The 17640-nt window shown below is 36.0% G+C and carries 20 protein-coding genes and 1 tRNA gene; 12 read left to right on the forward strand and 9 right to left on the reverse strand.

Features of this window, described 5'->3' with window-relative positions; translation table 11 throughout:
• Positions 1 to 127: 127 nt before the first annotated feature.
• Complete coding sequence (locus tag ACZZZK_RS19975) at positions 128 to 658, reverse strand: OmpA family protein (protein ID WP_463485662.1); 531 nt, start codon at positions 656 to 658, stop codon at positions 128 to 130.
• A gap of 204 nt (positions 659 to 862) precedes the next feature.
• Between ACZZZK_RS19975 and ACZZZK_RS19980 the strand changes: the two genes are divergently transcribed.
• From ACZZZK_RS19980 to ACZZZK_RS19990, 3 genes are all read left to right on the forward strand, one after another.
• A tRNA-Arg gene (locus ACZZZK_RS19980) sits at positions 863 to 934 on the forward strand.
• Positions 935 to 1170: 236 nt separating this feature from the next.
• Positions 1171 to 2544, forward strand: a complete 1374-nt coding sequence (gene mgtE / locus ACZZZK_RS19985; RefSeq protein WP_265799802.1) for a magnesium transporter — start codon at positions 1171 to 1173, stop codon at positions 2542 to 2544.
• Between the two features lie 9 nt (positions 2545 to 2553).
• Positions 2554 to 3168: an HAD family hydrolase gene (locus ACZZZK_RS19990; RefSeq protein WP_463485663.1), complete on the forward strand. Its 615-nt coding sequence runs from the start codon at positions 2554 to 2556 to the stop codon at positions 3166 to 3168.
• Positions 3169 to 3482: 314 nt separating this feature from the next.
• Here the strand turns inward: ACZZZK_RS19990 and ychF are convergent, their stop codons facing one another.
• Positions 3483 to 4583, reverse strand: a complete 1101-nt coding sequence (ychF, locus tag ACZZZK_RS19995) for a redox-regulated ATPase YchF (RefSeq protein WP_463485664.1) — start codon at positions 4581 to 4583, stop codon at positions 3483 to 3485.
• A gap of 210 nt (positions 4584 to 4793) precedes the next feature.
• Here ychF and ACZZZK_RS20000 point away from each other — a divergent pair, with 210 nt between their 5' ends.
• Positions 4794 to 5258, forward strand: coding sequence for a hypothetical protein (locus tag ACZZZK_RS20000; protein ID WP_463485665.1), 465 nt, complete (start codon positions 4794 to 4796; stop codon positions 5256 to 5258).
• Between the two features lie 74 nt (positions 5259 to 5332).
• On the opposite strand, the gene ACZZZK_RS20005 is transcribed toward ACZZZK_RS20000, so the two are convergent.
• Together ACZZZK_RS20005 and ACZZZK_RS20010 are read right to left on the reverse strand one after the other, a co-directional pair.
• The gene (locus tag ACZZZK_RS20005) at positions 5333 to 5656 is read right to left on the reverse strand and encodes a DUF3276 family protein (RefSeq protein ID WP_463485666.1); all 324 of its coding nucleotides are present in this window, start codon (positions 5654 to 5656) and stop codon (positions 5333 to 5335) included.
• A gap of 79 nt (positions 5657 to 5735) precedes the next feature.
• Complete coding sequence (locus ACZZZK_RS20010; RefSeq protein ID WP_463485667.1) at positions 5736 to 7526, reverse strand: ABC transporter ATP-binding protein; 1791 nt, start codon at positions 7524 to 7526, stop codon at positions 5736 to 5738.
• Positions 7527 to 7927: 401 nt separating this feature from the next.
• Here ACZZZK_RS20010 and ACZZZK_RS20015 point away from each other — a divergent pair, with 401 nt between their 5' ends.
• The 4 genes from ACZZZK_RS20015 to yajC all read left to right on the forward strand — a co-directional run bounded on the left by ACZZZK_RS20015 (position 7928) and on the right by yajC (position 10846).
• A complete protein-coding gene (locus ACZZZK_RS20015) occupies positions 7928 to 9016 on the forward strand; it encodes a Glu/Leu/Phe/Val family dehydrogenase (RefSeq protein WP_463485668.1) in 1089 nt (362 codons plus the stop codon).
• Positions 9017 to 9062: 46 nt separating this feature from the next.
• Positions 9063 to 10013 (forward strand): transcription antitermination factor NusB, encoded by a 951-nt coding sequence (nusB, locus tag ACZZZK_RS20020; RefSeq protein WP_265799794.1) that lies wholly within the window; start codon positions 9063 to 9065, stop codon positions 10011 to 10013.
• 2 nt (positions 10014 to 10015) lie between these two features.
• Positions 10016 to 10459 carry a DUF1573 domain-containing protein gene (locus ACZZZK_RS20025; RefSeq protein ID WP_463485669.1) on the forward strand — a complete coding sequence of 148 codons (444 nt, stop codon included), beginning with the start codon at positions 10016 to 10018 and terminating at the stop codon, positions 10457 to 10459.
• Between the two features lie 63 nt (positions 10460 to 10522).
• Positions 10523 to 10846: a preprotein translocase subunit YajC gene (yajC, locus tag ACZZZK_RS20030; RefSeq protein WP_056851304.1), complete on the forward strand. Its 324-nt coding sequence runs from the start codon at positions 10523 to 10525 to the stop codon at positions 10844 to 10846.
• Positions 10847 to 10900: 54 nt separating this feature from the next.
• Here yajC and ACZZZK_RS20035 read toward each other — a convergent pair whose 3' ends face one another.
• Entirely contained in the window at positions 10901 to 11842 is a 942-nt protein-coding gene (locus ACZZZK_RS20035; RefSeq protein WP_463485670.1) for an energy transducer TonB, read from the reverse strand.
• Positions 11843 to 11983: 141 nt separating this feature from the next.
• Here ACZZZK_RS20035 and ACZZZK_RS20040 point away from each other — a divergent pair, with 141 nt between their 5' ends.
• From ACZZZK_RS20040 to ACZZZK_RS20055, 4 genes are all read left to right on the forward strand, one after another.
• On the forward strand, positions 11984 to 12931 hold the full coding sequence (locus tag ACZZZK_RS20040) for a YbbR-like domain-containing protein (RefSeq protein WP_463485671.1): 948 nt from the start codon (positions 11984 to 11986) through the stop codon (positions 12929 to 12931).
• Entirely contained in the window at positions 12931 to 13539 is a 609-nt protein-coding gene (gene coaE, locus ACZZZK_RS20045) for a dephospho-CoA kinase (RefSeq protein WP_463485672.1), read from the forward strand. Before ACZZZK_RS20040 ends, coaE begins: the two co-directional genes overlap by 1 nt.
• Before the next feature lie 93 nt (positions 13540 to 13632).
• Entirely contained in the window at positions 13633 to 14574 is a 942-nt protein-coding gene (locus ACZZZK_RS20050) for an exonuclease (protein WP_463485673.1), read from the forward strand.
• A 90-nt stretch (positions 14575 to 14664) separates the two neighbouring features.
• The gene (locus ACZZZK_RS20055) at positions 14665 to 14808 is read left to right on the forward strand and encodes a DUF5522 domain-containing protein (protein WP_162237770.1); all 144 of its coding nucleotides are present in this window, start codon (positions 14665 to 14667) and stop codon (positions 14806 to 14808) included.
• Positions 14809 to 14843: 35 nt separating this feature from the next.
• Here the strand turns inward: ACZZZK_RS20055 and ACZZZK_RS20060 are convergent, their stop codons facing one another.
• From ACZZZK_RS20060 to ACZZZK_RS20075, 4 genes are read right to left on the reverse strand one after another with little or no spacing between them, the layout of a single operon-like run.
• Positions 14844 to 15470 carry a Uma2 family endonuclease gene (locus ACZZZK_RS20060; protein ID WP_463485674.1) on the reverse strand — a complete coding sequence of 209 codons (627 nt, stop codon included), beginning with the start codon at positions 15468 to 15470 and terminating at the stop codon, positions 14844 to 14846.
• 50 nt (positions 15471 to 15520) lie between these two features.
• The gene (locus ACZZZK_RS20065) at positions 15521 to 16243 is read right to left on the reverse strand and encodes a ZIP family metal transporter (RefSeq protein WP_056851298.1); all 723 of its coding nucleotides are present in this window, start codon (positions 16241 to 16243) and stop codon (positions 15521 to 15523) included.
• On the reverse strand, positions 16243 to 16806 hold the full coding sequence (locus tag ACZZZK_RS20070) for a phosphatase PAP2 family protein (protein WP_463485675.1): 564 nt from the start codon (positions 16804 to 16806) through the stop codon (positions 16243 to 16245). Before ACZZZK_RS20070 ends, ACZZZK_RS20065 begins: the two co-directional genes overlap by 1 nt.
• On the reverse strand, positions 16803 to 17534 hold the full coding sequence (locus tag ACZZZK_RS20075) for a class I SAM-dependent methyltransferase (protein WP_463485676.1): 732 nt from the start codon (positions 17532 to 17534) through the stop codon (positions 16803 to 16805). Before ACZZZK_RS20075 ends, ACZZZK_RS20070 begins: the two co-directional genes overlap by 4 nt.
• Positions 17535 to 17640: the final 106 nt, after the last annotated feature.

Consider the following 17640-nt stretch of genomic DNA (forward strand, 5'->3'; position numbering starts at 1 on the left):
ATAAATTTTATAATGAACAGAAAAGCCTCATTTAGAGGCTTTAAAGTAGTTTTTTATTTATTTAAATGTGACTCAAACGGCTTGTTCATTTTTTTTAATTCCGTTTGAGCGCAGCAAGAACCGAGATCTAATTCTGAACCTTAATTTCAGTTCTTCTGTTTACAGCTCTTCCTTCTTCACTTGCATTTGACGTAATTGGCTCCTTTTCACCGTGACCCACAATTGTGAAAATTGAACCATCCAAGCCGGCGTTCACAAAATATGATTTTACCGCATTCGCCCGATCAATTGAAAGCGACATGTTATGTTCTGGAGTACCTTCTGCAGATGAATGGCCATGGAGAACAAATTTAGTATTTGGCGCTTTCTTCATTTCAGCTACAGCTTTATCTAAAATACCAAACGAAGACGTTTTTAACACAAACGAATTAAACTCAAATTGAATATTATCTAAATTGAAGTTTGGTTTTTCAACAACTGCAACTTCCTCTTTCGCTGGTGGAGGTGCAATGGGTTTTTTTTCTTCAACCGGTGGGGTAGGTTTTGAAACAGGAGCAGGATCTGGTTTGGTTATTAATTTCTTGCTCTTGCAAGAGTACATTGTTACAGTAGAAAGGCCAATAATTGCGGTTAAAAAAAGATTTTTGGTAATGTTCATGTTAAAGATTTTTGTTTTAGGTTTAATTTGTGTTTCAATCAAAACTACAAATAACGATTAAACCTATAACGGAATTTTTTCAAAGAACTTGTATTGAATTCTTTTTAATCAGGAACATCAACCTCAAATTTTATTCAAATAATGTTGATTTTACCTTCAATAATACAAGAAACTAACATTTTGATTTTCTATATTTGCAGCCTTGCTCCCGTAGTTCAATGGATAGAATTATGGTTTCCGGTACCATCGATATGAGTTCGAATCTCGTCGGGAGCACACCTTTAACCACCATAATTATTTTATGGTGGTTTTTTGTTGGAACTAATCTCAGTCTATCTTTTACCGATGCCTTTCTAAGTTGTTAATAGTCTAGGGATTGTGTTAGTTTAATTGTGTGGGAAGTCAAAATTTAACATGCTGTTAACGTCTAAATTGGCATTTCTAAAAATAAAAATGCACCTTTGCGAACCGCTAATAAAGGTTTAGGCATGTAAAGAATAAAAGAATCGTTTATGGAAGAATTGGTTGTAGAAGAGGTTCAGCAATTGCTTGAAAAAGAGAATGATAAGGCGTTAAAGCGCTATCTTGATGAACTGAATATCTCGGATGTAGAAGAGTTAATTGACGAGCTTCCACAACATGCAGCCAAATTTATCGAAACAATATCTTCAAACAGAGCTGTTAACGTTTTCCGAATTCTCGATTTTCCAACTCAGGAAAGAATTATCAAAAAACTTACTGGAAATAAACTAAATCAAATTATTAAAGATCTTCCTCCAGATGATCGTACCGCACTTTTTAGCGAGCTGAAGGGTGATGTAGTTAAGAAAATGATTACCCTTTTGCCTCCAGAAGAAAGAAAAGAATCTCTTGCACTTCTAGGTTACAAAGAGGATAGTATCGGTCGTTTAATGACGCCCGATTACATCGCTGTGAAACCAGAATGGTCAATCACCCGAGTTTTAGCACACATCAGACGGTATGGTAAAAATTCGGAAACAATCGATGTGGTGTATGTAATTGATAAAGATGGAGTTTTGCTTGATGATATTCGAATCCGAGAAGTTTTACTGGCCGACCCTGAAGCGATAATAGGGGAATTAACCGATAAACGTTTTATCGCGTTGAAAGCGAATGATCCGCAGGAAGATGCCATCAGCATTTTCAGAATGAATAATCGGGTGGCTTTGCCCGTTGTTGATGAGAATAATATTCTTTTGGGTATTGTAACCGTTGATGATATTCTCTGGATCGCAAACGAAGAATATACAGAAGATATTCACAAAATAGGGGGGTCTCAAGCCTTAGATGAACCTTATTTGGATGTTCCTGTTTTTGAGTTATATAAAAAGCGGGTGGTTTGGTTAATTGTTTTGTTTTTCGGAGAGCTGCTTACCATCGCTGCGATGTCGAATTTCGAGAATCAAATTGCTCAGGTTGTAATTTTGGCAACATTTATCCCTTTAATCATTTCAAGCGGTGGCAATAGTGGTTCGCAAGCTGCAACCTTAATTATTCAAGCTATGGCTCTCGGCGAAGTTACCGTTAGAGATTGGTGGAATGTAATGCGACGAGAAATTTTTTCTGGCATATTATTAGGTTGTACTTTATGTTTGTTAAGCTTCGCAGTTATCGCCTCATGGCAGTTATTTTGGCCTGGTTTTACCGATCATTATATCAGAATTGGACTTGTGGTAGGCTGCTCTTTAATAGGTGTTGTACTTTGGGGAACATTAATGGGTTCTATGTTGCCTTTGCTTCTAAAAAAAGTAGGCGCCGATCCGGCAGTGTCTTCTACGCCTTTTGTGGCTACGTTGGTTGATGTTACCGGTTTAATCATTTACTTCTCTTTTGCCATATTGTTTTTAAGTGGAATCTTACTTTAATTTTTAAAAATGCGAACGAAAATTACTACGCTTTTCACCGATATTGGTGGGGTATTGTTAACAAACGGATGGGACAGGCAAGCAAGGGGCGAAGCTGCGGTATTATTTAATTTAGATTCTGTTGATCTGGAGGAACGCCATCACCTTACATTTGATACTTATGAGGTGGGGAAACTTACCTTGGATGAATATTTAGAACGCATTGTTTTCTTTCAAGAACGGTCATTTAGTTATGATGACTTCAAAGCATTCATGTTTAGTAAATCCCTAGACTATCCTGAAATGGTTGCATTGGTTTGCGATTTGAAGAAAAAGTATCATTTAAAAGTTGCAGTAATCAGTAACGAAGGGCGAGAGTTAAATCAATATCGAATCAGCACATTTAAATTAAATGAATTTGTTGATTTTTTCGTGTCGTCGAGTTTCGTTCATTTCCGTAAACCCGATGCCGATATATTCAAAGTGGCGATAGATATTTCGCAGAGCGATGTAGAAACCAGTTTATATATAGACGATAGAATGCTTTTTGTTCAGGTTGCCGAAGGTTTAGGACTGAAAGGCATTCATCATACCAGTTATGAGGATACGAAAGCGCAACTGGCAGCTTACGGTTTAGAAATTTAGTTTCGCTTGTGTCGGTTTGAAATGAGATCGTAAGGTCGAATTTTCGACTGTTTCAGTTATTTGGAAAGCAAAGACAGGATCTTTTTTTATTGTCTGTTCCCGCTTTCCGTTATATCCCTGATGAAAAGTCAGGGGATGTCACTTCAATCGGGTTTAAGAAACTAAGATCGAGCAACTATTTAAGTTTTGCATAGCTGGCCTTTCAATACGGCAATTCAAGCCTAATTCAATGTTTCCGTGGCAAATAAATCCAAAAAAAAGCCACTCTCTCGAGTGGCTCTATAACTTTAAATTTGCTTTAGAGAATTTACGGGTTATACATTGAACCTAAAGTGCATAATGTCGCCATCTTCTACTACATAGGTTTTTCCTTCTACACCTAATTTACCTGCATCTTTACAAGCATTTTCCGAACCCAAGGTTACGAAATCATTATATTTAATTACTTCAGCACGGATAAATCCTTTTTCAAAATCGGTGTGAATCACACCAGCTGCTTGTGGTGCTGTAAAGCCTTTTGTTATGGTCCAGGCTCTTACTTCCTGTACACCTGCAGTGAAATAGGTATATAAATTTAATAATTTATAAGCTGCACGAATTAGTTTGTTTACACCAGATTCATCTAAGCCCAAATCTGCCAAAAACTCCTGGCGCTCCTCATAACTTTCCAGTTCGGCAATCTCCGATTCGATTTTTGCTGAAATAACCAAAACTTCAGCTTTTTCATCTGCAACATTTGCTTTGACTAAATCCACATATTTATTTCCGGTTACTACCGATGCTTCATCAACGTTACAGACATACATTACTGGTTTTTGAGTCAATAAGCCTAAATCTTCGATAAAATCAAAGTCTTCCTGAGGCAGTGCTGCGGTACGGATAGATTTTCCGTTTTCTAAATGAGATTTAACAACCGTTAAAATTTCATAAGTACGTTTAGCATCTTTATCGCCACCCGTTTTTGCCATCTTTTCCACCTTTTGAATACGTTTGTCAACAGTATCCAAATCCTTTAATTGCAACTCTGTATCAATTATTTCTTTATCGCGAATGGGATCAACAGAACCATCAACATGGATCACATTGCCATCATCGAAGCAACGTAAAACATGGATAATTGCATTCGTAGCACGAATGTTTCCTAAAAACTGGTTGCCTAAACCTTCACCCTTCGAAGCGCCCTTTACCAAACCCGCGATATCAACAATTTCAATCGTATTAGGTTGTACCTTGTTTGGCTTAACCAGTTCAGCAAGTTTGGTCAATCTATCATCAGGCACAGTAATTACGCCAACGTTTGGCTCAATTGTACAAAACGGAAAGTTAGCAGCTTGTGCCTTTGCATTTGATAAACAGTTAAAAAGAGTCGATTTTCCAACATTTGGTAAACCCACAATACCACATTGTAATGCCATTTATATTTTTTAATTTACGATTTACGATTTGACTTCTCACTTCTCACTTCTCACTTCTCACTTCTCACTTCTCACTTCTCACTTCTCACTTCTCACTTCTCACTTCTCACCTTTTTCAGGCGGCAAAGATAAGCTTTTAAACCTTTATTTAGAGATTCGAATTTGTAGCGCCAGTATATTTTATCTAAGTTTATCGAAAATTAAAACAAGATGATAGAAGAATTTGAGGAGCAGAAACCGGCTGAAGTGAAATTAGTAGTAACAGAAGATATACGCAGTTATCTTTATGATATTACTAAATGGGCAAAATTTCTTTCCGTAGTTGGTTTTGTTGTTTCAATTTTTGTAATTATTGCAGCCTTTAGCATACCTGCATTAATTAATAGTAATCCTGCTGTGGCCACTCAAATGGGGCAATTGGGTTCAAGTGGAACAACCATAGTAACGGTAATTTATTTCGTACTGGGTTTGCTTCTGTTTTATCCAAGCATTTTGCTTAATAAAATAGCTAATAAAGGTAAACAGGGCGTCTTATTCGGTGATCAGGAAAGTTTAAATTCTGCGATACTAAGTTTAAAATCCTTATTTAAATTTTGGGGATCGATTACCATTGCCATAATAGCCTTTTACTTTTTATTAATATTCATGGTCGGTGCTGGCATGGCCGTCGCATAATACAGTAAAAAACTCAGACACATAAAAAGCCCTTGTTGATGAGACAAGGGCTTTTATTTCGAAATTATAATTTATTAAAAAGAAAAATCATCATTTGTTTTTGCGCTATGTTCTCCGTTTTCAGAGTATTCATAACGTTTCTCCACAACATCCTGGTGAGTTTTAATATAGTCAACAGTTTCGTTTAATCCTTCAGCAAATTTTTCGAAATCTTCTTTATATAAAAAGATTTTATGCTTTACGAATACACCGTCTTCTAATCTTTTCTTGCTCTCGGTAATGGTTAAATAATAATCACCTGAGCGAGTAGCCTTCACGTCGAAGAAATAAGTTCTCTTACCTGCTCTTACTTTCTTTGAAAAAACTTCTTCTCTTTCCTTGTTGTCGAATTCTCCCATGGTTGGTATTGATGTTGGTTTTTGGTTTCGGTAAATATAAAGCAAATATTTAAAGTACAAAATACAATTTTGATACAATTTAAATTGTTCTTGTTTCCTCTTCCAATAATTGGTTATGATAAAGCTCAGTATAACTTCCGTTAAGGTTAAGCAATTCATCATGTGTACCTTGTTCTATTATTTTACCATCGTCCAGTACCAAAATCTTATCGGCATTTTTTATGGTTGAAATCCGGTGCGCAATTAAGATACTGGTTCTATCTTTCATGATTTTACCCAAATTCTGGAGAATTTCCTCCTCTGTTTTGGTGTCAACCGCAGATAAACAATCGTCGAATATCAAAATTTTAGGAGATTTGATTAAAGCCCTTGCAATGGATACACGTTGTTTTTGTCCGCCGGAAAGTGTGATTCCTCTTTCGCCCAACATGGTTTCGAACTTTTCATCAAAATCAATGATGTTATGATAAACCGAAGCATTTTTAGCAGCATCGTATACTGCTTCATCCGTAACTTTATCTAAACCAAAAGCAATATTGTTTTTGATCGTATCAGAGAATAGAAAAACCTCTTGTGGCACAAAGCCAATCTGGTTGCGGTAGTATTTAAGGTTTAACGATTTTAAATTTTCCCCATCAACACTGATAGCTCCTTGCTCCACATCATACATCCGCATAATTAAGTTTGCCAATGTTGATTTTCCAGAACCTGTTTTTCCAATAATTGCCACAAACTCACCGCTCTTAATTTCAAAACTTAAGTTTTGAAGCGCTAATATTCCTGTATCAGGATAAACGAAGCTAACATTTTCAAATTTGATGTTGCCTTGAATTTCTTTCTCTTCATTGTTTGTTGATTGAATATCGGAAGGAATGTCTAAAAATTCGTTAATTCTTTTTTGAGAAGCTGCCGCCCGCTGTATTAAGGAGGTTACCCAACCCAGCATAGTTACCGGGAAAGTTAACTGATTGATATAAATGATGAACTCGGCAATATTTCCTGCTGTAATACTGCCATTCATTACCTGGTTACCGCCCACGTAAATAGTTAAAATGGTACTCAAGCCAATTAACAAAAGCATAGTAGGGTAAAAAAGGGCAGAAACCTTTACCAAACTCATCGAATCTTTTTTATACTCATTGCTTTGAATCTCAAACATGTTGCGGGTATAATCTTCGCGTACATAAGATTTAATAATTCTGATACCTGAAAAACGTTCTTGCACAAAGCTTGATAAATCTGATAATCGTTCCTGGATTTTTCCGCTTTTTTTGAAAATCAAAGTGTTTACATAATATATAATGATGACTAAAAAGGGAAGGGGCAACAGGCAATATATGGCCAATTTCGAGTTTACATCAAACATAGACCAGATGATCAGCACAGATAAAACAAATGTATTAATGGTATACATAATCGCTGGTCCAACATACATCCTCACGCGATTCACATCTTCAGTTGCCCGGTTCATCAAATCGCCGGTATTGTTGCGGCGGTAAAAACCCAGGCTTAATTTTTGATAATGCTGATAGATATCGTTTTTCATATCAAACTCAATGTGCCGAGACATGAGAATGATGGTTTGCCTCATGAAAAACAGGAACAAACCCCTTAATACGTACAATGCCACCACCAGCAATCCAAAAAATAATAGGTTGCTGCTAAAAATATCGTAAATGATTTCCTGACGATTAAAACCTCCAAAAAGATTATAAACCTGAACATTTTCAGTAATTAAATCTACCGCATAGCCGATTACCTGAGCTGGCACCACGCCAAAAATATTGGAGATGACCACGAAAATACTGCCCGGAATAATCCACCACTTATATTTTAAAAAGTATTTGTTTAATCTGCTAAGATGTTTCATGCAATACAAACTTAGATAAATTTGTTATTTCGTGCCGCATATTTATGTTTCAATAGCTAAGCTTTAAAAAAATAATGACATTATTAGGTTTTGAAAGGTTAAGCTAAAGAGATCGAGGAGGTTGTTTGATTTAACGCATTATCAATAACAGCTAATTAAATAACACAGTGCCTAAACAATACCTTTTGTTAAGAACGCCCTATCTAACACTAACAAGTATTGAAGCGCAAAGCAGTCTAAGTTTTAGCAATTGAGAGACTGTATGCACAAATACAGCGGAAATTGCTTTTGAAAAAACCATCTAAATAATTGTTTGTAGTAGCAACGCAAATAGTTTATTTATATAAGTGTATTAATCGTTTTTTATTTTAATTTTGCAGCAGATTAGCCGAACGTTCAATATGCCAGCAAATTCTTCGTCAGATTTTTCCATTTTAGAGCAATTGAGTGCTTACGGGCATAAAAAATTGGTTTTTTGTAATGATCCTGATACGGGCTTAAAGGCAATTATCGCGATACATGATACTACCTTGGGTCCGGCTTTAGGCGGAACGAGGATGTGGAGCTATGCAACAGAGGGCGAAGCTTTGGAAGATGCCTTGCGTTTATCGCGTGGGATGACCTATAAATCGGCAATTACCGGATTAAATTTAGGTGGCGGAAAAGGCGTAATTATCGGTGATTCTCGTAAAGATAAAACCGAAACTTTAATGCGTAGCTATGGCAGGTTTATTAAAAACCTTAATGGCGAGTTTATTACAGCTGAAGAAATGGGGACCAATACTCGGGACATGGAGTATATCCGCATGGAAACCAATTATGTAACCGGCGTTCCCGAATCAATTGGAGGGGCAGGAAATCCAGCTCCATTTACGGCACAGGGGGTTTATTTAGGCATTAAAGCTAGTGTGAAAGAGGTTTTTGGAACCGACATGCTTGCGGGCAGGACAATTGTAGTACAAGGAATTGGCAATGTGGGCGAACATTTGGTTGCTTTGCTTAGAAAGGAAAATGCAGAGGTTTTAATAAGTGATATTAACCAGGAGCAATTAACTTATGTTGCCCGAAAATATAAAGCAAAACCCATTGAGGCTGATAAAATTTTTGGTTGCGATGCGGATGTTTATGCGCCATGTGCAATGGGAGCAACGGTTAATAATAAAACCATTGCAAAAATGAAGTTTGCAATTATTGCAGGTTCGGCCAATAATCAGTTAAAAGATGAGGTTTTAGACAGCGAATTGCTTTTGAAAAAAGGCATTTTATTTGCGCCAGATTATTTAATTAATGCTGGTGGCTTAATTGCTTGTTACTCTGAATGGACTGGTTTTGGAAAAAAACGTACAGTGCAACTTACCGAAAATATTTACGAGGCTACACGTAACGTAATCAAGTTGAGTAAAGCCGAGAAAATATCAACAAATATTGCTGCAAACAGAATTGCTGAAAAGCGTATTGCAGATGTTAAAAAAATTAAATCATCATATTAAATAATTATTAAAATAGGTTTTATAAACCGCACTCGTTCTTACATTCATGTTAAATAGAAGGCACTTAAGAATCAAAGCTTTGCAAAATATTTTTGCTTGGCACATGGCAGACAAAAAAGACATTAAAGGAGATTTGAAAACTTTAATGCAAAGTATTGATAGCGTGTACGAAATGTACATCTGGATGTTATCATTGATGGTTGAAGTTACAGAGTTTACAGCAAACGATGCTGCAGAACGTGCTAACAAATACCTTAAAACTGCTGAGGATTTAAATCCAAATATGAAACTGCTACACAACAAGTTTAGCGTTTTAATGCAGCAAAACCCAGAATATGTTTCTGCGGTAAAAAAATACAAAGTAGATTGGGGCTTCGATCCAGAAATCCGTAAAACAGTATATAATTCTTTAAAAGCATCTCAGGAATATGCCGATTATCTTGCAGATCCGAACGAAAGCTTAGAATCGTCAAAAGATATTATCAAATATATTTTCAGAAAAATTATTTTAAAAAACCAGGGTATTATCCAGGTTTTCGAAGAGAAATTTATCAATTGGCAGGTAGATCACGAGGTGATGAAAGGAATGGTTGCAAAAACGTTGAAGAACTTTACGTCTGACGATCCTTTCAAAAATAAACTTACCGAAATAAGCGCTGATTGGGTGGAAGACAGCAAATTTGTGCAAGATTTATTTGTACACACCTTGCAGAATGATGCTAAATACCAGGAATTGATTGCAGAGCGTACAAAAAATTGGGAGTCGGAACGGATTGCTTTAATGGATACCATTTTGATGAAGATGGCTATCTGCGAGCTTTTAAACTTTCCATCAATTCCTGTAAAAGTAACCATTAACGAATATTTGGAGCTATCAAAAGATTACAGTACGCCGAAAAGTAATTCGTTTATTAACGGTATTTTAGACAAAATTTTAGGCGACCTTAAGAAGACAAATACGATTAAAAAAATCGGTCGCGGATTAATTGAAGACTAATAATGAAAAAATTATTCATCCTTGCTATTGCAGCAATCTCTTTCACAGCTTGCCGAAATGCAAACAATTCTACAGATCACGTTGCAGGAAATGATTCGTTGGCAGCAACTACAATTGCCTCACCTGATGCACCAATAATTGTTTTTGAGAAAGATATTTTTGATTTCGAAAAAATTAACCAAGGTGAAAGTGTAGAACACCAATTCAAATTTAAGAATACAGGTAAAAGCCCTTTAATCATTTCAAATGCTACAGCCACTTGTGGTTGTACCGTTCCAGAAGTGCCGAAAGAACCTATTTTACCGGGAAAAGAAGGTGTAATTAAAGTTGTGTTTAATAGTACAGGGAAAGAAGGAATGCAGGATAAAGTGGTAACAGTAACTTCAAATGCAAACCCAACAGTTTCAACGGTACACTTGGTAGGCGAGGTGCTTACAAAAAAATAAAATGTTAAGGTTTGGTTTTGTACCTATACCCTTACTTACAATCAATAATCAAATAAATAAGAAATGACATCAACAGTAATTTTACAAGCAGCAGGTGGATTTGGCCAATACGGACAATTAATTATGTTAGGTGCTATCGCGGTAGTATTCTATTTTTTCATGATCCGTCCACAGGTTAAAAAAGCTAAAGACCATAAAAAATTAATAGAAGGATTAAAAAAAGGTGATAAGATTATCACTACTGCAGGTATTCACGGCCGTATCGCTGATATGAACGATACTACTTTCTTAATCGAAGTAGAAGGTGGAGTGAAAATTCGCTTCGATAAATCGGCGGTTTCTTTAGATGCAACCAAAGCAGTTGTTCCTCCTGTAGCAAAAGCATAATCAATGCATTTAGCATGAAAAAGGGTTCCGAATTTCGGAACCCTTTTTTGTTTGTTATTGTTGCGCCAGGTTTATATTGATATTGTAAGACACCTTTACTGGAATGCCATGTTGTAACCCCGGGTTCCAATTGCGGCACTCGTTCAAAACACGGATGGCTTCTTCCCTGGTTCCATAACCCAGGTCGTTTTTAAACTTATAATTAGATAACTTCCCGTCTTTTTCGACAACAAAACTGATAAATAATTTCCCAGAGATCTTATTTCTTAGGGCTTCAGATGGGTATTTAAAATTTCTGGATAAATACCTGTAGAATTCAGTTATTCCACCTGGATAATCTGGCTTTTCTTCTTCGGTTTTATACTTTTTTGTCTCTCCGTTTTCAAATGTTGCAATGCCGTCAATAAAATATCCATTATTATACTTTTCAACATAGCTATCTTTACCTATTTTACCTTTCCACTCGCCATCTTTGTAACCATTCACATAATCTCCTTCTTCACGTTTATTCATATTTAAGTGTCCGTTGCCATCTTTTATAAATTGATTTCCCAAAGAATCGAAACCCGAAATCACTTTGAAAGCAGAACGTTTCTGTTTATCAGATTTATCCGCATCATCGTATAGAATAACTCTTGCCAATTGCCCATTGGCATAATATGATGATGATTCGCCAATTGGCTTGCCATTCAGATAATTGGTTTTTTCAATTAAAATTCCTTTTTTATTAAAGCGTTTAAGCTCTCCCTCATAAACCAGATTAGGTTCAAAGTTAGATAGCTTGCCAATCGTTTTATCCGTATTATCTGCATAAAACTCGTAAAGGTTATAAAATTTCGATCCAGAGTCTGGTTCTTGAATAACCCTTCGGTAATCGGCTGATTCATTATTTTTTACAGGAACTCCATCTTTAAAATAATAAACGTTTGACCGTTTTTGGCTAAATGCATAACATGATAAGGCGGAGACAAGCAGTAATAAGATGATTTTTTTCATAATTCAGATTGATGGTGCTAATATAGAAAACCTCTTTTCAAAATCCGTTTTCTTTTATTACATAGGAATTAATAAATTGTTACATTTGGAAGAATTGCTTTATCGAGCACAAATGATGCGGTAAGTTGTTTAATTTATAATATGCCCTTTATTAGATTAACTAAAATTGAAAGACGACGTGTTTTAACACTATTAGCCTGTTTATTTTTGGCTATAGCGGCTTGGCTTTTCATGGCATTGAATAATAAATACAATTACATAGCGAAAACGGTTATTGTATTCAAAAATAAACCTGCTAAAAGAGCTTTTTATCCTTTACAGACTGATACCCTAGATTTAGAGGTGGAAGGCACTGGTTGGCAACTTGTCTTTGCCCGATTGAGGATAAGTCCGCCATCAATTTCAGTTAATTTGAGTCAACTAAATGCAAGGGACTTTGTAGTTCTATCCGATCAGCTTTATAATATTAATAAACAGGTAGGAAGTGCACAAAAGGTGATTTCGGTTAAGCCAGATACCTTGTATTTCGATTTTACAAAACAGATCATTAAAAAAGTTAATATAAAATTGGTGAGTCAACTGGCATTTCATAAACAGTATGGATTGGCGAGTGAGGTGATACTGAACCCAAAAACAGTCACTGTAGCCGGCCCACAAGAAGAATTGAGCAAAATTATTGCTTGGCCTACAGATACTTTAAAAATAAATAATTTACAGAACAGCACCACAGCTCGAATTGGTCTCCAACATAGTATTCATAAAAACGTAAGCATTTATCCATCATCAACCGAAGTAAAACTTTCAGTTGATGAGTTTACCGAGAAGACTGTTGAGGTGCCGTTGAAGATATTAAATAACAGAAATTACAACAGCATTAAGCTTTATCCAAAGAAAGTTAAGGTAACATTTTTGGTTGCCTTGGGCAGTTATGCACAAGTTGATGCAAATTTTATTACGGCAACCATTGATGTTGATGAATGGAAAAACCTAAACCATCGCCAGTTTGCTGTAAAGATTACTGAGTTTCCAGATTATTGCAAACTGATTAGCGTAAGCCCATCGAAAATAGATTTTGTAGTAGAAAAATAATGTATAAAGTTGGGATAACAGGCGGAATTGGTAGTGGCAAAACAACAGTTTGTAAGGTTTTCGAGGTTCTGGGTATTCCAATCTTTTATGCCGATACTGAAGCCAAGAATATGATGGTTGAAGATGAATTGCTTATTGAAGCTATAAAATCAACCTTTGGTGAGGAAAGTTATTTCGAAGAAGGAAAGCTAAACAATAAACACATCGCAGGTATTGTGTTTAATAATGAAGCCGAATTGGCGAAGTTAAACGCCTTAGTTCATCCTGCAGTTTTTAGGGCTTTTGATAGGTGGGAAGCCAATGTGAATCCTAACGCTCCTTACACGTTAAAAGAGGCTGCTTTGCTTTTTGAAAGTGGTTCTTACAAAATGTGCGATACAACAATTCTGGTTACTGCGCCAACAGATGTGAAAATAAACCGTGTGATGCAACGCGACAATAGCACTGCAGAACAAGTTAAAGCAAGGATGGACAAGCAGATGAGTGATGACGAAAAAGCTAAAATGGCCAATCATTTTATCATGAATGATGAAGCACATTCTATTATCGAGCAAGTTCTTGCCCTACACAAAGAGTTTTTAAACCTGGCCGCCAATACGCTTAGTTAATACTCATCTCAAATATTTTATCAAATCATTTTTTAATAATATGTCTAATAGCCTAAAATCCTGCCTTATCCTTAAATCCAACAGAACCTAGTCATGATTTTAGACGATTTTATCACCATTACGCCAACAGGTTTATATTGTGTTTATGGCGATTTTTATTTAGACCCGCAACAACCTGTAAATGATGCCGTGGTTTCTCATGCACATGGCGACCATGCTATCGGTGGAAGTCAGAATGTTTACTGCACTGCTGCAACAGAAAGCTTTATGAAACACCGTTACCGTAAATTTGCGGCGGTAGATTTTCATCTTAAAAAATACCATGAAACGTTTAAAATTAAGGATGTAGCCATCACGTTTTATTCTGCAGGGCATATTTTAGGTTCGGCGCAGGTTTTAATGGAATATCAAAATGTAAAATACCTTTACACAGGAGATTATAAGATAGAGCCAGATGCTACTTGCGAGCCTTTCGAGTTTGTGAAAGCAGATGTTTTAATTACCGAAAGTACGTTCGCCAACCCCGAAACGAAGCACCCTTCTCCAATTGATGAGATTAAGAAACTGAACGAAACTTCAGCCAATATTATGCTGGGCGCCTATGCTTTAGGGAAAAGTCAACGTATTATTCAGTTGTTAAGTGAACATTGTTCTACAAAAAATGTGATGGTCCACCATAGCATTATGCCCTTTGTTAAAATTTACGAAGACTTCGGGATGAAAATTGGTAACTATAAAATGTATGATAGAAAGGTGATGAAGAATAATCATGAGCACCAGGTTTATATTGTTCCGCCGATGGTTTTTCATAGTTACCACAAAGCGATAAATGTTGTTCGGGCTTTTGCATCGGGTTGGAAGAATCTGCAACAACAAAATGGAATTTCTCTTTACATTTCCGATCATGCAGATTGGGATGCGATTTTAGAAACTATTGAAAAAGTACAACCGAAACAAGTTTGGACCTTGCATGGAGATGGCAATCAATTAAAAGAATATTTTGAGGGTAAGCTGGAGGTAAAAATACTAAACTAAGGAACAGGATTTTTAGTATCTAAGGATTTTCAAAATCCTGATGATTGCAAATATTCACTCATTCAAGATTCAATCATTCACTCATTAATTATGAAAGAGGGCGAAGACTTTTATTTTAACGAAGACGGATTAATGGTTTTTACAGCGGCATACCATTTAAAACGTGGATATTGTTGTAAAAATAAATGCAAGCATTGTCCCTGGGGTTATGGGAAGAAGAAAGAGAAGAAGTAATTCAATTGGCGGTCTTCAATTTTCAGTTCCAACTTTTAGAGACGTACATGCTTATAAATATCACTCAAAGCTACGTCGAATCCCATCGAAACAAAATTTAATGAGTTGTTAATTTCCTTGTATTCTATAAGTTCCCAATTTTGCTTTTCGTTGAGGTAAAATGCTTCAACTAATATTGATTCAGTATCAATTAAAATATATTCCTTTAATGTTGGAATATCCCTGTAAAGTCGAAATTTGTTTCCTCTATCATAATCTTTAGTTGATGGAGAAAGAATTTCAATAATAACAGTTGGTTCTAAAACGGTATCCTTATCATCAGTAGAATGCTTAATTCCATTACAATAGACAGAAATATCAGGATAGGTGAATAGCGTATTTTCTGGTATGTTCATTCGCATATCGCTACCAAAGGGAATACATTTGGAACCTGCAAGCTTCGTTGAAAGAAATCCGAAGAGGCTAGAGAAAATAAGATTATGATTAAAGCTAGCACCTGACATTGATTTTACTCCATCACTTTGGTCTCGGTGTAAAGGAAATATTTCGCCCTGAAAATACTCATGCTTTTCTTGCGATGCCTTTTCCATCTCCAGATATTCAGTAACAGTAAAATGCCTCTTTTTGTATTCTACATTAGGCTCATTTACAATCTCTTCCATGTTCTAATATACTGAATGTTTTCAGATAAAACCTTGCTCAATTGGAAATACTAATGAGAATGCCCGGCAAAGAAACCAATTAAAGCCACGCCAATTCCAAGTAGAACAGCAATCATTTTTCGGGTATTAATTTTATGGTCTGCGCTCGATTCGAATAAAATTGTAGTGGAAATATGCAGGAAAATACCAATTACAATTCCCATAATTTTGTTGAAATAAGCATCGATACCTCCAATGGTTCCGTTGCTTAAACCAACACTTACATAAAAGCCAAGCGGGGCCATCACGGCGAAAATTATCAAATACATGATGATGCTTCCTTTTTTGAAATGGTTTTGCATTAAAATGCTTGCCAAAGCAAATGCCGCTGGAATGTGGTGTAACGAGATTCCAAAAATAAGTTCGTTATGCTGATCTTTGGCAAGTGGCATACCCTCTAAAAAAGCATGCAGGCAAAGGCTAATCATAATCCCGAATGGAAAAACATTTCCATCGTGGTGCTTATGGATATGTCCGTGTTCTACACCTTCAGAAAACTGCTCCAAAAAAACCTGCAATAAGAAACCTACCAATATAAAAATACCAATTTCACCTTTGTCGGGCCCGCTATAGGCGTCGGGTATCAGGTGCAGAACCGTAATGGCAAATAGGTAAGAGCCACTGAAAGAAAGGATTAATTTCAGTAGTTTTGATTTATCACTTTTGACCAAAAAAATGGCCGAGCCGCCTAAAAAAGCGCAGAAAAAAAGTACGGCAAATTTCCAAGCTTCCATTAAAATTCGGGTTGTAATTTTTTAAATATTCTCGAACAGATAAAACCAATCAAAATTCCCAATATTGCACCTGTAGTTACATCTATCGGGTAATGGACGCCCACGTAAACTTGCGCAAAGCTAATTATTGCTGCCCAAAATAGCCCAAGAGGCAAAATAGGCTTCCAGCGACCGTAAAATACGCAAATTAAAAACACAGCAATAGCAAAATGGTTGGTAGCATGGGCTGAGGGAAAACTTAATCCACTGCCGCATGGCACCCGGTGAATAATATCATTTGCCAAACTGAAATCATTGCAAGGCCTTACCCGGGCCACAAACGGTTTTATTAAACGAGATGCGATCAAATCCCCCGTGGCGAAGGTGAAAAGTACCATTCCAATAATATAGTATCCTTGTTTTTTATACTGCTTAATGCAGAAAACAATAATAAAAATATACAGCGGCGACCAAAAAAAACGATTGCGCATTAAAGGCATCAGCCAATCGAAAAAGCCATTAGAAAGTCCACGATGGATTTTCAAAAAAAGCTCAACATCAAATTGCTGTATGCTTTCTATCATGCCTTTTTACAAATTAAAATTAAACGATCGGAGTTGCATGCATCGAAATTGTCGAGCGCATAACTGCCGAAAGCTTTTTGAACCATCAGGCCTGCTTTGGTTAACATACGCTCAAAATCTTCAAAACTAAAAGCCTGAACCCGTTCTTCGAAATTGTATGTTTTGCCCTTATCATCGAAATTTATTTTTTTGATAATCTTCCCTTCCACTACATTTTTAGTGATATTAAAGGCAATGCCATCAAGCGATTTAACTTCGCAATGATTTAAATTTCTGACGATTTTTTCAGAATTAAAATAATCTATAACCAGGGTTCCATTGGTTTTTAAACATTTTCTAAACGTTTTAAGCGCATTCACGTGGTCTTTCTCGGTATCAAAATAACCAAAACTGGTAAATAAGTTTAACGCCACATCAAAATAGTTGATATAAAACAATTTCCGCATATCATGCACCAAAAAATGCAGTTTATTGTTTTCGAATTGCCTGGCGTATTTTATGCTTTGTTCTGATAGATCGATTCCTGTAACATCAAAGCCTTTTTTATTGAGATAAATAGAATGCCTACCTTTCCCGCAAGCAATATCAAGCATTTTCGAATCGGCCGCCGGACTAAGGTATTCTGTTAACTTATCGATGAAAAATTCGGCTTCTGCATCGTTTCTTTGTTGATAAAGAATATGATAATATGGCGAATTAAACCAATATTGAAACCACTTACGTTGCATATAAAAAGCCTTTTTGTTTTGGAATTTGCAAACTTAGATAAAATTGAGATAAACAAAGTACATTAATTTCACAGCGAAGCAATTTATAATTGTTAAAATGATTTTT

Source organism: Pedobacter sp. AC163, assembly GCF_979258665.1.